The organism is Algoriphagus aquimarinus, assembly GCF_900112005.1.
Classification (GTDB): domain Bacteria; phylum Bacteroidota; class Bacteroidia; order Cytophagales; family Cyclobacteriaceae; genus Algoriphagus; species Algoriphagus aquimarinus.
Window position 1 is genome coordinate 42,456 of the sequence record NZ_FOKK01000009.1, and the last position, 14,482, is coordinate 56,937.

Genomic DNA, 14,482 nt, shown 5'->3' on the forward strand with positions numbered 1-14,482 from the left:
TTTCCAGCCATTGAAATGGCTGGCTAAGTGATCGTACGTCCCGATGGGACTATTTATTAAGCAACCTTCCCCACTCCACTTTCACCTCAAAATCCCAAAACCGAAAAACTATCCATCCTTTTGATTGATAGTAGTCATTGACTTCCTGATCCCGCTGCATATTCCGTTCGATCTTGGCGATCCAGAATTCACGGTTGGATTTGATCGTATGTTTTCAGTTGTCCTAATCATAGCCATGCCAGAAGGTGCCGTCTACAAAGATGACGAGTTTGTACATTTTGAGACTGATCTCAAGCTTGCCATAGAGAGGCTTCTTTGGAGTTTTATACCTCACTCCTGCTTGCCATAAGGCTTTCTTTAGAAGCTTTTCTGGCTTGGTATTCTTAGCCCTGATCATAGACATGTTATAGGACCTGGTCTTGGTAGTGTAGAACCCATTTTCCTCGCAGAATTGGGGGATTGCTATTTTGGGCCGTATGTAGGGTTCATTCTTCAAACAGTTCTTTAATGTGAATTTCCAATGCTTCAGCGAGCTTCTCCATTACCTCGAGCGATACATTGCGTTTACCTTGCTCGATGCCCGAGATGTAAGGGCGGTTGAGGCCTGATTTAAGAGCTAACTCCTCTTGTGACAGCTCTTTACCTTTTCTTAGTAACTTTACTTTTTCTCCAAATATCTCTTTTATGTCCATATATTTTGTTTACTATTGTAAACATTTAAATTTTTTAGTATATTTAGTTATACTAATCACAGCAGCATTTTACTAAAGATATCATGTACAAAAAACATTTACCTGAATTGTTGCCAGAAAACTGGAAGCTCAGTGATCTGGATGAAGCCAATGGCTATGCGGAGTTCTTAGGGTTTGACGGTGAGTTTTTGATTTCCATCATGAAACACCTCGATGAATATCCATCCGATCCCTACTTTCTATGTCTTAACCAAATGAAAGGAATACTGGGTCGATATGATTTTGACAGCCTAGACTGGCCAGAATGGTTTGAAAACCCAAAAGAGGCGATGGATTCTGCTTTGAAGCTAATAGAATGGATTAATCAGAACTATGCGAATTTTGCTCCGGTAACGCAGTACGTGATGGTGTCCTTGGGGACTGAGGATAGGATCAATTCAATTTCAAGGCATTTTGATGGATATATAACCGTACAGGAATTTCAAAACAAGAGACTTGTATTCAGAAAGGTCAACTTGACATGGGGAGCAGCTAATTACTCCGAAGCAGCTTTGAAAGCTATTTCCTTGTTTTACAAAACACAAGGCTTCGATACAGAGAACTTGGTGGTGGGGTATTTAACCAATGAAAAGTTTCAGTTAATAGAAGACCTAAGGCCTGCTGTATTGGATCAGATAAAACAACGTCCTTTTTGAAAAGTAAAACCTAAACTCTATGAAAGCAATTGAAGAAAACCCAATCATGCTTAAGCGAGGTCATTTAGTCAAGTTTCACACACCATATCCTGAAGAAGACCCAAGTCAGTTGTACTTACTGTTAGAAGTTAAAGATCATGATCATTTTGATACGCCTTGGGCAGATATTTTGGCATTGGGCACAGGGTTTTCTTTTCCCTCTATCAATATGGTGAAACTGGAGGATCTGGAAGTGGTGGAATGGGACAGTTTCGAGCTCATAGGACATTATGCCACTGTTGTAACAGAAGAAGGATTGAATGTGTCGGGAAAAATAGTCCATATTCTGGAAAATGAGAATAATACAAAACCCCTACAAACCTTGAAGATCCATGTAATGCTAAAAGATGAACGGGGGGAAATGACCGCTGGTGAGTTGCTGTTGAATGCTTTTAGACAGCAGACTGGAAAAACATATTTTTAAAGGATTTGGCTAAAGCCCCATTGTGATTGTTATATTCAATGGGAATGGGCTGAAGCCACATTCCTATTGATAGCAATGCCAGACCAAAATCGTAGCAGTGCCAAATCAATTCCCTCCAGCTTCAGATGGTGGTTAAAAAAAATTCGGCCATCGTTTTCCGGCTTTAGCCTAAGTATTCATTCCACATAGGAATGAGCTGAAGCCCATGAGTATCAAATGGAATCTAAACGACTCCATCGCCCCATTTCTTTACCAGGCATCAGCAAAGCTATTGGAGGGGTGATCTTGGAAATTTGGCTAAAGCCCTATTGTGATTGTTATATTCAATGGGAATGGGCTGAAGCCACATTCCTATTGATAGTAATGCCAAACTAAAATCGGAGCAGTGCCCAGTCAATTCCCTCCATCTTCAGATGGAGGTTAAAAAAAATTCGGCCATAGTTTTCCGGCTTTAGCCTAAGTATTCATTTTACATAGGAATGGGTTGAAGCCACATTCCTATTGATAGCAATGCCGCTGAATATTGGATTTGTGCATGGTGTTTGAATTTATTTATAAAAAGATTGTATGAAGCTTTCAAAAAACAAATTCACTATTCTGACAGCTATTCTCTCTGTTGGAGTGGCAGCATTGGCAAAAGCAGCCGTTGATAATCGATATGAGGCATATACTGGGGAACCCGCCCCAAAAAATCCAGAGACTGATGAAGCATCTATAGGGAAAGTGATTCTTTATACCACCCTTACAGCAGCAATTGGTATCACTGTAAAACTTGTTGTGAGGAAATATTTCACCAAACAGTGGAAAGCATTGGATGGTGAAGTTCCAAAGCATTTGAATTAAAAAAGAATACTAGTGTCCGCAATGATGCGAGAGGCACTAATTCCTTTACCCTCTCTGGGAGTAGTCAAATTGTCTTTTGGCTAAAGCCCCGGTTGGGAATTTTATCTACAATTAGGAATGGGCTAAAGCCACATTCCTATTGATAGCAATACCAAACTAACATCCGAGCAGTGCCCAGTCAATTCCCTCCTGCTTCAGATGGAGGTTAAAAAAAACTGGCCATCGTTTTCCGGCTTTAGCCTAAGTATTCATTTTACATAGGAATGGGTTGAAGCCACATGCCTATTGATAGCAATACCAAACTAACTTCCGAGCGCTGCCCAGTCAATTCCCTCCTGCTTCAGATGGAGGTTAAAAAAAACTGGCCACCTTTTTCCGGCTTTAGCCCAAATATTCATGCACATAGGAATGGGCTGAAGCCCATGAGTATCAACTGGGAAATAAACGACCCCATCCCCCCAATTCTTTACCAAACATCAGCAAAGCTATCGGTAGGGTGATCTTGGAAATTTGGCTAAAGCCCCATTGTGATTGTTATATTCAATGGGAATGGGCTGAAGCCACATTCCTATTGATAGCAATACCAAACTAAAATCCGAGCAGTGCCAAATCAATTCCCTCCATCTTCAGATGGAGATTAAAAAAAAATTCTGCCATAGTTTTCCGGCTTTAGTCCAAGTATTCATTTTACATAGGAATGGGCTGAAGCCACATTCCTATTGATAGCAATGCCAAACTAACATCCGAGCAGTGCCAAATCAATTCCCTCCATCTTCAGATGGAGGTTAAAAAAAACTGGCCATCGTTTTCCGTCTTTAGCCTAAGTATTCATTTTACATAGGAAAGGAGAGCATAAGCAAAGCACCTAGTTATGTAGCTGCATTTACAGCTTAAACTGTAGCGTCAGATACACGCCTCTACCGTCGGAAGGCAGAATTCCGGGCCCTGGATATCCTGTGGCTCTTCGGGTGAAATAGATGGTATTTGTCAAATTGTTTACGGAACCTTCCAGCTTGAATTTTTGGAATTCATAAGACAAACTCAAATCCAGAATTTGGTATGCTGGAATCAAGCCTACTACTGCCGAAACACCGCCTTCAGTGGCATTGGTGGCATCACTAAATTGGTCACTAAGGAAGCTGTATTGTAGGGAGGTTTTGAATTTATCGTAACCCAAAGCTACACCACTTTTGAAGTTGAGTTTGGGAACAAACTCCACTTGATTGCCTGTGATTCCAGGCACCTCGCTCAGTTTATACTGGGAGTGAATAAGGGCAATATTGGTAAAAACAGATCCTTTCCAAAGCTTGTTTTCAGGTAGGAAAGTGTTGATGTAATTCCACTCCACATAACTTTCTAGGCCCTTTAGGATGGCTTGCCCTATATTGGTTCTCTGTCTAAGCACTCTATTGCTTTCGTTGTAATACTGCACTTCCCCAATTCTATTGTTGTAATTCAGATAGAAAAAGCTCAGGTCGTAATTGAGGATTTTTCCCTGATCTGAGCGAATTCCCAAATCCAAAGAATAGCCTTTTTCATCCTGCAAGTTGGGATCTATGGTCGCGGAGGGATTAGATATCCGCATGTCACTGAAGGTAATGGATCTGTAATTTTGGGAAATATTGGAATACAGTTCTACCTGCTGCGTAGGCTTGTAGCTGAAACCCAGCCCTCCTATCAGGAAACTTCTGGTACTTGACCTGGACTCTTCAGTGACTGTTCTATCCAAAATATTGCCGGCAAGATCTTTAAATTCCGTCGCATAATATCCCTCAGATGAGGTTTTGATGTATTCAAATCGTACCCCTGGAGTTATGGAAAACTGCTCATTGATGAAAAAGATGTTTTCCATAAAAAGAGAGGTATTTCTATTAGGAAACTCATAATCATTGAGCAACTTATTTTCCCCTGGCACATAGTCAAAATCAGCATCTGATCCTGTGCTACCAAAGCCCTGACTGCTATGGTTATACCCATGGTAATACCTGATGCCCGCAAGTCCTATCGATTGAATATTCCCTATCGTGTATCTTTTCAAATATCGAAGTTCTGCTCCCCAGTTTTCGAAATCCCCTTTGATCAAATCTCTTTCCGAGTTGTCGTCTATAGTTGCTACACGGTTGGGACGAAAGCCCACAGAATAGCGGTTGGCATTTAAGCCGAAAACTCTAAGATTGATGGAATTACTTTTATTGAATTTATGGTCCAAATGCAGGGCATAAAGATTCCAATCCACCTGAAACCAGTTTCTCTCCCTGTTGCTTTGTCGGGGATCCTGCAGGTACATCTCATCGGTAAGTCCACCCGGCTGCTGGGCGAGGTAAGACATCTTGGTGAAATCCACACCCACACTGGTTTTCTCAGAAAGCTGGTAATTGATGTTTGAGTAAAAATTATAGCTCTCAAATTGAGAATTCGGTCTCCAGCCCTCCCCTTTTTTGTATTGAAAAAAGGAGTAGTAACTGAGTTTGCCTGCAGTGCCACTGACGCTGGTAAAGGTATTGTAGAATCCAAAGGAGCCCAGGGTCTGTCTGGCTGTAAGTTCAAACTTTTTATCTTCCACCGGGCGCTTCATCTGGAAGTTGATAAGCCCACCGAATTGAGTTCCATACTGCAAGGAAGCCGCTCCACGGACGATTTGAATTTTCCCTACACCTTCCAATGGCGGAGTATAATAACTCTCAGGATAGCCCAAGGCATCTGCGCTAATGTCGTAGCCGTTTTGTCTGGTGTTGAAATTGGAAGAGCGATTGGGATCCAAGCCCCTGCCTCCTATGCTGAGCTGAAGTCCTGCCCCATCATTTTCCCAGATATTCAAGCCGGCCACTTTGGAATAAGCCTGTCTGGCATTGTTGGTAGATAGGTTTGCTGTCAAATTCTCGGTTAAAATCACCTCAGACTTTTTAGCTTCATAAAGTCCCATATCATCCACAGAGCGCATTCTGACAAGCCCAAAATCCGACCCTGAATCTGTCACTACCGTTTCGGCTAAGTCTTGGCTTTGGGGAGTTAATAGGACTTGCAGGGTTTGATCTTTTCCAGAGATAAGCACTTGTATATTTTTATACTGGAAGGATTCACTGGTGAAATGTACCGTATAGGCTCCATCAGGAAGCTTATCGAAACTGAATTCTCCTTTCTTATTTACCTCTACCAATTTGGATCCATCATTCAGGTAGACCGTGCATTCTGCAATGATGCTCTGATCCTCAGCAGACTTGACAGTTCCGCTCAGTTTGTGCTGAGCCATCAGGATCAGCGGAAACAAGCTTAATATCAGGGTGTTATAAACCTTTAATTTCATCTTGAAATGGTAATATCCAATATTTAGGGCGAAATGATTCTTTTTCCTTTGACAGGTCGACAGTTGGGTCAATCAGTGCTTTTCCTATTCTTCCGTTTAGAGAGACGTAGGTGTCCGCATAGATTTCAGGGTTTTTAAAACCCGCTATTTCATAATGTTCTTTGAGAATATGGGCATACTGCAGCATCATATCCGGCTGTGTTGCCATCATTTTCTCCTGCTGTGGAGTCAGGAACTCCTTGTTATCCACCTCAATGGTTTTCCCCAACTCATCCTTTACAATGAATGAGGCTGCCCCCATTTTTTCCATAAGCATAACACGCCAGGAAAATCTATAACCTTCCTCCGTCCAGAACAACTCACCCGGATATAGCAGGTATCTAAAGGGTAAAAGAAGCTGAAAGGAGAAGAAAATAAGCAGTCCACCTGTTGCAAGATTTTGCTGGAACTTCGAAAAACTATAGGTTCGAACAGGTGTAAGAAAGGAATGGCTAATGGTGAGAATTGCAGCTATTTTCCCAATCAGGGCATGGTGAAATCCAGTAGAGAAGAAGATCATTGCCGTCCCTATCATGATGTAAGGGAACATCCCAATCGGAAAGAGTAGCGAGGTAAGCAAGTGGAAAGTAACCACTGAAAGGAAAGCCAGTTTACGGGTAGGCTTATAGAGCAAGAGAAAAGCTATACTCAAATCATATAGGCAAGCGATCCAACTGAACAGGTACGCCACCCACAGTTCGTTGAATAATCCTCCAATAAGCGGAATATCATTTTTTGCCGGTAGCCATATTTTCATAGGCAAGGCATGGAATAACCAGTCAGAGTTCAGCTTGGCTAGCCCGGCATAGAAATACAGGATAACTACTAGCAACCTGATGGAATCAGTGCACCAGCTTGGAATTTTGTCTGAGTTTATACTGGGTTTTCTCCAGGCATCCACAGAGAAATAGGCATTTGCTGGCAAGAAAATCAGGAGAAAACTGAGCAGTGAGATGAAATAGTAATGGTTTAAATAGGTGGTTTTATCCATCAGCTCTATGTAGGTGAAGCTAAGGAAAAACAGCATGCTCGCTCCCCTGTAAAATAGCCCAATGCAGATAAGCAATGCGGATAGAATCGCCACGATAAAAAGTAGATAAGTATAGGGTCCTAATGGCTTTATCCATTCGAAACCATAAAAAGTGAAATGATGCTTTGGCTCAATGTATAGCTGAAAAATCCAGCCCTTGTACCAAAAGCGCAACATACTGATCATCATCAAAACACCAAACATCATCCTGAAAACAGCCAAGGCTGCAGCGGATGATGTCTGGTTTAAATAGGATGAAAATGATGTTTTCAGATCAGTCACCATCATTGTCTGTGTAAGTGATGGTGATGCTCATGGCTGAAGTCATGTCAACCTTAAGAATTCTCACAGCTTTTTGCATCTCCTGATACACCTTAACCATGGCATCATTATCAGTTTCTATTTGATAGTAATAATCATCCGATAAGGCTTCAACAAGATTTTCTATAATTGAAAATTGCTCATTGATGTATTCCGATAGTAATTTTCCAGTGCTAGGATCTTTTGCATCAATTGAATTCAAATAGGACTTCAAGGATGGTCCTTGTTTTCCATTTGCAATTCCATTGAAAAAATTGCTGAAAGCTAGCTGAGCGGTCTTAGCTAATTTCCCTGAAATGTCTTTTTTGTAATAAGCTTCCACTTTATCAGGATTTGGAGTGCCTGCACTGGCAATTGTTGCTCCTGAAGGAATACCAAATTTCCCGCTTCTCACATGTCTCTCATAATAAAGCACATAAGCATTCACCAGGGAGGCAGTGGATGAACCTATATCCAAACCGGTTCGACTGATAAAATCTGCTTTTGCAGTTCCCTTCCAATCAGAGATGACCTGATCTAACAGGGTATTCATTCTGGACACAAGCACATTTACATAAGAAAGTCTCTGTGCTCCTTTTTCTGAGTCTTGATAAAAGGCAAGGATGTTTTCGTCTTGAGCTGCTACTCCATTGAGAAGGAAATCCAAAGCTGGAAATCCTTGCTGGGCATAAGCGGAGGGCAGGTTTAGATTGGCAGTACCTGAATTGATGTTGTTCTGAATTCCGGCTACATCCGCAGGATAGATATTATAGAAACTTCTCAGGGTGTATTTCTCAGCAGGTCCTACCTCATACATTTCTACATTCTGCCAAGAGATATAAGCTTCAGTCCAGGAGGTTCTAAAAGCCGATAGGCTAGCCTCAGTGGGATTGGTGGTGAATTCTTCTGCACTGATCACCATAGCCTGCAGATCCTTGTCAAACTCAGCGTAAGAAGGAAGAATCAATTCCTCTACCCAGAAAGTCAGCATTTCTTTTCGGTCATTGGAAACGTCCGGCTGAGTGATCTTCTCGGTAGAATCTACGCAGCTACTCATGGCAGCCAAAAGCAGAAATAGAATTAGAACCTTATTATTTTTCATCGTTATGCTTTGTCAGAAATGAAAAAGTATCGACCCAGTAAATAGGCCGATACATTTTTGGAAATCTTTATTTATCAGAGGTTAAACTTCGCCTTAATGGCAGCTTCAGCGTTGCTGATTTTAGAAGCGTCCAAGTCCCAAAATCCATTGTCACTTCCAATAAGTGCGAGTAAGATTGAGTCTGAGAAACTGGCATCAGCTTGATAAGCAGTAGCAAATCGTAAGGAGTAAATGAATCCAATGGCTTCGCCAATAGCATGCGCTCTCTTATCTTCAGTTGCGCTAGTTCTCCACTTACCTAAATAACCTAGGGCAGCATTGGCCAACGCTTTTTCAAATTCCTGACGGATAAATAAGGCTTGATTTTCTAATTCAACACGGTCATTGTTAGCAATCGCAGCTCTTCCTCTTAGAAATGCAGGGTAGATTTTAGCATAGCTCGCTTTATTGTACTCCCAGATGTAGGATCCTGCACCAAACTCAGATACAGTTCCTTTCTCACTGTCTGTGAAACCTTCCAGGTAGATTGGATTAGTAGTAAGCGTACCGTAGGCTGTATCCCAGTTATGCTCAAGTTGCGTGTAGTTTGTTCCAGCTACTAGTGTAGAATTATCAGCATTTAAACCAGCTGATAAAAGCACGTTGCCAATGTAATCAAGCTGAAATGCTCCAATCAAAGATTTCTGAATGACCTGAGCCACTTCAACTCCGTCCTCATTTAAAAGGTAAGTTCCTAGTTTGCCGGCCTTGTTCACTGCCGCTTCCTCATTGAGAGATAAGCTTATGCCTTCAATTTCTGCAAAAAGTAATTCGAAGTTTGCTTTAGTGCTTTCAATTTCCTGTGCGGATTTGGAAGTTGCAACTCTCTCGCTTAAGCTGATGTCAGAGCTGTTCAAATCAGCAGCAGTGAATAAATCACCTGTTAATTCCAGCGTTGAAAAAGGAGACTGAGTATTCGTAAATAGATTAGAAAGTATGGTCTTATCCAGTTGGGTGTTTGCACTGACGTTAGTCGTCACGTACTTGTTCAAGGACTGAAACATCATCAGAGAGATATTTCCTTCCTCTAAGGATACTGTGGAAGTTCCATTCGCATCCAGGAATTGTGAAGTGTAAGAACTATTGGAGTCTAGGCTGCTGTATTCTACGCTAGCTCTAAGTTTTGGATTATCTGATTCGCTTTCGCAGGCGGTGCTTCCTAACAAGACAAGCCCTATCCATACCTGAGGTTTTTTGAAATACTGAAACATTATAAATCGATGGTTTAATTGAGATCTGAGGCAAAGGTATTTATTTAGACTAATTCTAAAAAGGTTATTTGGATAAATTCTAAATAAAAAACTTTTAGTCAATTGTAACCTCCTGATTATGGGTAAAAAACAGTCCGAATATTTTTAAGAAAATATTTAATGTGATTATCCGCAATGATGCCAGTTGCCTTAGATTCTTTGTTTATCTGGTCGGAAGACCGATGACCGAAGACCGAAGTGACCTCAATTATAAATTTGAACAAATTCTAGATTGCTTTTCCCTCTTTACTGGTAGAAAAGCGGATATACATAAAATTTAAAAAAAGATTTGGGAGAAAAAGCGATTAATTTAAAACTAACACTTTTTGTAGGTAGCTACGATAGTATGCTTAGGCTAAGCTAGTTCCAGAGAAGAGTATACTGCCAATTTAAAAAATGACTTTATACCCCCTGAAGAGAGCATGCGGGTGAAAGAAAACCTATCAATTGCCTTCTAAGAAAGGATATATACAAATAAGGCTTTATGATGACACTTGTGTCAACTCAACTAATATCATTGGCCAAGTAGCCCAGTTAATTCAATACTGCTAAGCCCTATGCTACTTTCTTTTTGTTCTAGGTTGGTCCAGGCAAAATAGACTTTTCCTCCATGAATTTCCATTTGGGGAAAGCCACTATTTCTCGTAAGATCCATAGTTGTCACTCTTCGTACTGGGAATTCATCTCCAGCTTTATTTACCCTGCGAACGAATAGAAAAGTAGAATCATTTTCCATCCCCATCCAGGAGACCAACCCATTTTCCTCATCCAAGAGTGCCACATCTACCCTACCCATATCACCTGAAGAACCTATAAGTTGCGGGGCATCAAAACTGCCTCCAGCATCGGAAGAAAATGCCAGTTTAACCTGTGCACTTTGGTTTACATCTGTAAACCAACTCACCAGTACAGTCTCTCCTCGAGCTGCTACCTTGGGACCATTCACGGGACAACCTTTGATTTCCCAGCCATCTGCGTGAATAATCATGGGTTCGGTCCAGTTGCCTTCTACTAGTCTGGTAATAGCAATATCCCGGATTTCCCGGTCAGATCGGTTTCTATAAACTACCACAGGTCCCCTCCCTGTCATAGCTACGGAAGTTTGACAGCAGTCACAGGTTCGTGCATCCAGAAGTTCGTCCCAGCGTACATTTCCCTGCAGATCCACTTCGGCTGCCCGGATGGACATGGCCCCAGCGTGCTCATGTCCAGACCCTCCGGTATTTCTACCATCTAGCCAAGTCAGGAAAAATGTACTGTCACTACTTGCAATAGTACTGACAAAACCGTGCTCAGTCAAGGTACTATCCTGATGCAATGGAAGGCCTGTTTTCCAACTTTGCTGGCCTTTGGGAAGCACGTTTAATTTGATATCGTAGGCATAACTATCCGGAGCGGATTTTTGGAGTATATGTGTCAATAGGTTCCCCTTGTTTTGGGCAATAGCTGGGAAATCAGCCCAGTTGACAAACCAGTCGGTACCCTGCGTAATAAGTTGGGGACTGCTGAACTGCTCATTTTTCAATTGTGAATAGAACAGTCCGTAGGTAGAATCGTTGAGCTGCTCCACATAGGATAGCAGAAGATTCTCTCCATCTGAAGTTAAAACAGAAAGGGATGAAATTCCATTTCCAGGAAAAGTAAGGAATTCAACTTGGGCTTCCGGCTCATTAGACTGTTGGCAGGAAAGCAAAAAAATTAGGGGAAAGAGGTAAAGTAACTGTTTCATGATCCTAAAGTAAGAAATGAGTAATTCAAAACATGATTACCCACATTAAACAACTGGATTTTCGAGGAATTACTTAGTAAGAGAGATTCTTCCCCGCCAGATTTGCACCAACCTGCTTAACTTATCTCAACTTCTCATTTTTATCCTTCTTCACTTTTCTAATTCTGCGTCTAAAAATTAAGTACACGACAAGAATAAGAGCAGGTATGACCAAAAAAATGACCACGTTGCTGGTCTCGGAAAAGTCAATAGGACCTGTTGGTTTGGGTATATCTTTTGGTATTTGTGAATAGACAAAGCTCGGAATGGAGAGGAGCAAAAGAAGAACACTTGAAGTGGTGGATAGATATCTTTTATAGTTGTTCATAGTCATTGCTATTTGGTTATTAATTTATATGATTATACGCTTCTTTGCCAGTGGAATGTAATTAGGTAAATGGCCTCGACAAGCTCGGCCACACAGCTATTTGATACCTGTTCCAATTGGTATCAAGAATACCAAAACTTATAATTCTTTGATATCCTTACTGGTAGATAAGCTATTGATCTTGAGATCTTAGTATGCACAAAGTTCAATCCGACTATGGTTTTTCAGCAATACAAGCGACGGTAATTGTTTTGACGGATGCGCCTAGGCCAAGGAATCATTCCAATAAGGCACTCCTACATCACTTTAGCAGCTAAGTATCTTTGTACTTCATATACATCAATGCTTTTATTGAATCGCTTACTGACGGAAGGCATATTCTCACTGGATATCCAAATCTTAAGTTCGGCGTCTAAATCAAAGGTACCAGCTGTTTCCAGTGAAAACCTGGATATGCTCTTATAAGGCATGGACTTATACTCCACCTTGCTTCCGGTAAGTCCTTGTACATCAATAATTATAAGGCGCTTATCTGTAAACATAAACGTATCCCGAATCAGCTGAAATCCCAACTCGATCTGCTCTCCCTCAGCAAGTAATCTTCCGTACTTCTCTGTCAGCTTCTCTACAGAGACCTCACTTGCATTACCCAGTATTTTATTGAAAATGCCCATTATAATTTTTAGGATTGGTTAGTTGATTCCCTAAGTTAAAAAGATTAGCGGCTTAGTTTTCATTTCTAATTATGAAAATTTAGATAAATGGAAAGCTAATGTGACCTAACTACATCCTGCTATTCAGCACTTATCAAATGGTTTGAAAGTCTCAGTAAAGACATTTCTCCGAGTTTTATAGGTCCAATGACAATCAATAAAAAACACATTCCAACAGGGATTAAATCAATGAAACCTAAAAATCCTGTTTTGTCCGCTTATTTCAATATGCTAAATTGGAGCTTGACTTTACTAAAATGCTTGAAGTAACCTGCTTTCTTATAGATGATGATCTGGATGACAGGGAGTCTTTTGAAATTGGACTGAAGAAGGTGCCAATTCCAATTAAATACTCCTCAGCTCAAAACGGCCTCGAAGCGCTTGATTTCCTCTCAAGTTTGAATGACAAGCCGCAATTTATATTCTTAGACCTGAATATGCCTATACTTTCAGGGAAGGAATGTCTACCTCAGATCCGTCAGCTAGCAGGATATGAAAAAGTGCCTGTCATCATCTATTCTACCTCCTCCTATAAGGCAGATATCGAGGATTGCCAGAGATTAGGAGCTACGCATTTTTTCACAAAGGCGCATAGTATCAAAACTCTGACAGAGACCCTAACTCAGCTTCTCTCAGGTGAAAAATTGCCCTTTGTTTTAAATTCCACAAATCAATGAAAGACTATAACAGCACACCTACCTACCAGTCCGAGTACCGTTTCCAGCGGATGATTGAAGAAGTGCAGGATTATGCCATTATACTAATGGATATAGATGGTACGATACAAAATTGGAACAAGGGTGCTCAAAAAATAAAAGGGTACCAGGAGCAAGAGATTATAGGCCAAAACTTCAGTGTATTTTACCTTCCAGAAGACCAAAAGGACAGGCTTCCATGCAAATTAATCAATGAAGCAACGCTAAATGGTAGAGCTACGCATGAGGGCTGGCGGGTTCGTAAAGATGGAACAACATTTTGGGGATATATAGTAATCACTGCATTGCATGATGAGCAGGATAATGTGATTGGTTTCACCAAAGTAACGCGAGACCTGACAGAGCGCAAACTGGCGGAGGAGCAAAAAGACCGGGATGCCAAGAGCATAGAAATGCAGAATAAGCGATTGGAAGAATTTGCTTACGTGACCTCACATGATCTTCAGGAACCTATACGGAAAATCAGGGCTTTCGCAGATCTGGCAAAAGCTGAAATAGACGATAGAGAAAAGCTGGAATGGTATTTAGGAAAAATTGACAGCAGCGCAGAAAAGATGGTTCAGCTAATAAAAGACGTATTGGCTTATTCAAAGCTTTCGCATGATCACTCTCAATTTATCCCTATTGATTTGAATGCAGTAGTGCTTGACGTTTTGTCTGAGTTTGAAGTGTTAATTTCAGAAAAGCAGGTTGTACTTGAAGTTTCCAATCTGCCAGTAATTCTGGGTGTACGAGTTCAGATTCATCAACTCCTCAGCAACTTGATAAGCAATGCAATCAAGTTTAATCATGGTGTCCCACACCTCAGCCTTACCTCCATTTCAATTGTTGAAAGTAGAGATGATTCTGAACAGGAGTCAGGTTACCAAATCACCTTAACAGATAATGGAATTGGCTTTGATCAAAAATATGCGGAGAGGGCCTTTGAGCCCTTTAAGCGACTTTCTTCTGAATTTAATGGCACAGGAATAGGTTTGGCGCTTTGCAAGAGAATAGTAGAAAACCATAAAGGATCGATACAGGTGCAAAGTGAGCTTGGCAAAGGCAGTACTTTTTCGGTGTTTTTTCCTGAGATAATTTCAGAATAGATACTGACCATAGAAATCCATCTTCACTAATGAATAGCGCTATTACAGCTTTAGAAGGCCGTTTCTGACATTTTTTACCTGTTGATGAATTGCAGTTCTGACATTTTTTCAG

The 14,482-nt window shown here is 41.0% G+C and carries 13 protein-coding genes; 5 read left to right on the forward strand and 8 right to left on the reverse strand.

Going from position 1 to position 14,482, the window contains the following annotated elements; genetic code table 11:
- Positions 1–223: 223 nt before the first annotated feature.
- Complete coding sequence (locus BM291_RS22430; protein WP_262481221.1) at positions 224–496, reverse strand: very short patch repair endonuclease; 273 nt, start codon at positions 494–496, stop codon at positions 224–226.
- Positions 486–692 carry a helix-turn-helix domain-containing protein gene (locus tag BM291_RS12830; protein ID WP_092898030.1) on the reverse strand — a complete coding sequence of 69 codons (207 nt, stop codon included), beginning with the start codon at positions 690–692 and terminating at the stop codon, positions 486–488. Before BM291_RS12830 ends, BM291_RS22430 begins: the two co-directional genes overlap by 11 nt.
- Before the next feature lie 83 nt (positions 693–775).
- On the opposite strand from BM291_RS12830, the gene BM291_RS12835 reads away from it, so the two are divergent.
- From BM291_RS12835 to BM291_RS12845, 3 genes are all read left to right on the forward strand, one after another.
- Positions 776–1,387, forward strand: coding sequence for a hypothetical protein (locus BM291_RS12835; RefSeq protein WP_092898032.1), 612 nt, complete (start codon positions 776–778; stop codon positions 1,385–1,387).
- Between the two features lie 19 nt (positions 1,388–1,406).
- The gene (locus BM291_RS12840; RefSeq protein ID WP_092898034.1) at positions 1,407–1,850 is read left to right on the forward strand and encodes a hypothetical protein; all 444 of its coding nucleotides are present in this window, start codon (positions 1,407–1,409) and stop codon (positions 1,848–1,850) included.
- A gap of 567 nt (positions 1,851–2,417) precedes the next feature.
- A complete protein-coding gene (locus BM291_RS12845) occupies positions 2,418–2,693 on the forward strand; it encodes a DUF4235 domain-containing protein (protein WP_092898036.1) in 276 nt (91 codons plus the stop codon).
- Between the two features lie 883 nt (positions 2,694–3,576).
- Here the strand turns inward: BM291_RS12845 and BM291_RS12850 are convergent.
- The 6 genes from BM291_RS12850 to BM291_RS12875 form a co-directional block, all read right to left on the reverse strand.
- Entirely contained in the window at positions 3,577–5,997 is a 2,421-nt protein-coding gene (locus tag BM291_RS12850) for a TonB-dependent receptor domain-containing protein (protein ID WP_092898038.1), read from the reverse strand.
- The gene (locus BM291_RS12855) at positions 5,978–7,354 is read right to left on the reverse strand and encodes an HTTM domain-containing protein (protein ID WP_245786863.1); all 1,377 of its coding nucleotides are present in this window, start codon (positions 7,352–7,354) and stop codon (positions 5,978–5,980) included. Before BM291_RS12855 ends, BM291_RS12850 begins: the two co-directional genes overlap by 20 nt.
- Positions 7,341–8,468, reverse strand: coding sequence for an imelysin family protein (locus BM291_RS12860; protein WP_092898040.1), 1,128 nt, complete (start codon positions 8,466–8,468; stop codon positions 7,341–7,343). Before BM291_RS12860 ends, BM291_RS12855 begins: the two co-directional genes overlap by 14 nt.
- Before the next feature lie 74 nt (positions 8,469–8,542).
- The gene (locus tag BM291_RS12865) at positions 8,543–9,718 is read right to left on the reverse strand and encodes a DUF4856 domain-containing protein (protein ID WP_092898042.1); all 1,176 of its coding nucleotides are present in this window, start codon (positions 9,716–9,718) and stop codon (positions 8,543–8,545) included.
- A gap of 553 nt (positions 9,719–10,271) precedes the next feature.
- Complete coding sequence (locus BM291_RS12870) at positions 10,272–11,486, reverse strand: hypothetical protein (RefSeq protein ID WP_092898044.1); 1,215 nt, start codon at positions 11,484–11,486, stop codon at positions 10,272–10,274.
- A gap of 663 nt (positions 11,487–12,149) precedes the next feature.
- Positions 12,150–12,527, reverse strand: a complete 378-nt coding sequence (locus BM291_RS12875; RefSeq protein WP_092898046.1) for a PH domain-containing protein — start codon at positions 12,525–12,527, stop codon at positions 12,150–12,152.
- 296 nt (positions 12,528–12,823) lie between these two features.
- On the opposite strand from BM291_RS12875, the gene BM291_RS12880 reads away from it, so the two are divergent.
- On the forward strand, positions 12,824–13,243 hold the full coding sequence (locus BM291_RS12880) for a response regulator (protein WP_092898048.1): 420 nt from the start codon (positions 12,824–12,826) through the stop codon (positions 13,241–13,243).
- Positions 13,240–14,370 (forward strand): sensor histidine kinase, encoded by a 1,131-nt coding sequence (locus tag BM291_RS12885; RefSeq protein WP_092898050.1) that lies wholly within the window; start codon positions 13,240–13,242, stop codon positions 14,368–14,370. The genes BM291_RS12880 and BM291_RS12885 overlap by 4 nt, the downstream gene beginning before the upstream one ends.
- The last annotated feature ends 112 nt before the right edge of the window (positions 14,371–14,482 follow it).

Bases quoted from the DNA above. Each gene is read 5' to 3' on its own strand.
- BM291_RS12850 (WP_092898038.1), bottom strand. From the start codon at position 5,997: ATGAAATTAAAGGTTTATAACACCCTGATATTAAGCTTGTTTCCGCTG.
- BM291_RS12830 (WP_092898030.1), bottom strand. From the start codon at position 692: ATGGACATAAAAGAGATATTTGGAGAAAAAGTAAAGTTACTAAGAAAA.
- BM291_RS12835 (WP_092898032.1), top strand. From the start codon at position 776: ATGTACAAAAAACATTTACCTGAATTGTTGCCAGAAAACTGGAAGCTC.
- BM291_RS12855 (WP_245786863.1), bottom strand. From the start codon at position 7,354: ATGATGGTGACTGATCTGAAAACATCATTTTCATCCTATTTAAACCAG.
- BM291_RS12860 (WP_092898040.1), bottom strand. From the start codon at position 8,468: ATGAAAAATAATAAGGTTCTAATTCTATTTCTGCTTTTGGCTGCCATG.
- BM291_RS12885 (WP_092898050.1), top strand. From the start codon at position 13,240: ATGAAAGACTATAACAGCACACCTACCTACCAGTCCGAGTACCGTTTC.
- BM291_RS12880 (WP_092898048.1), top strand. From the start codon at position 12,824: ATGCTTGAAGTAACCTGCTTTCTTATAGATGATGATCTGGATGACAGG.
- BM291_RS12845 (WP_092898036.1), top strand. From the start codon at position 2,418: ATGAAGCTTTCAAAAAACAAATTCACTATTCTGACAGCTATTCTCTCT.
- BM291_RS12870 (WP_092898044.1), bottom strand. From the start codon at position 11,486: ATGAAACAGTTACTTTACCTCTTTCCCCTAATTTTTTTGCTTTCCTGC.
- BM291_RS12875 (WP_092898046.1), bottom strand. From the start codon at position 12,527: ATGGGCATTTTCAATAAAATACTGGGTAATGCAAGTGAGGTCTCTGTA.
- BM291_RS12840 (WP_092898034.1), top strand. From the start codon at position 1,407: ATGAAAGCAATTGAAGAAAACCCAATCATGCTTAAGCGAGGTCATTTA.
- BM291_RS12865 (WP_092898042.1), bottom strand. From the start codon at position 9,718: ATGTTTCAGTATTTCAAAAAACCTCAGGTATGGATAGGGCTTGTCTTG.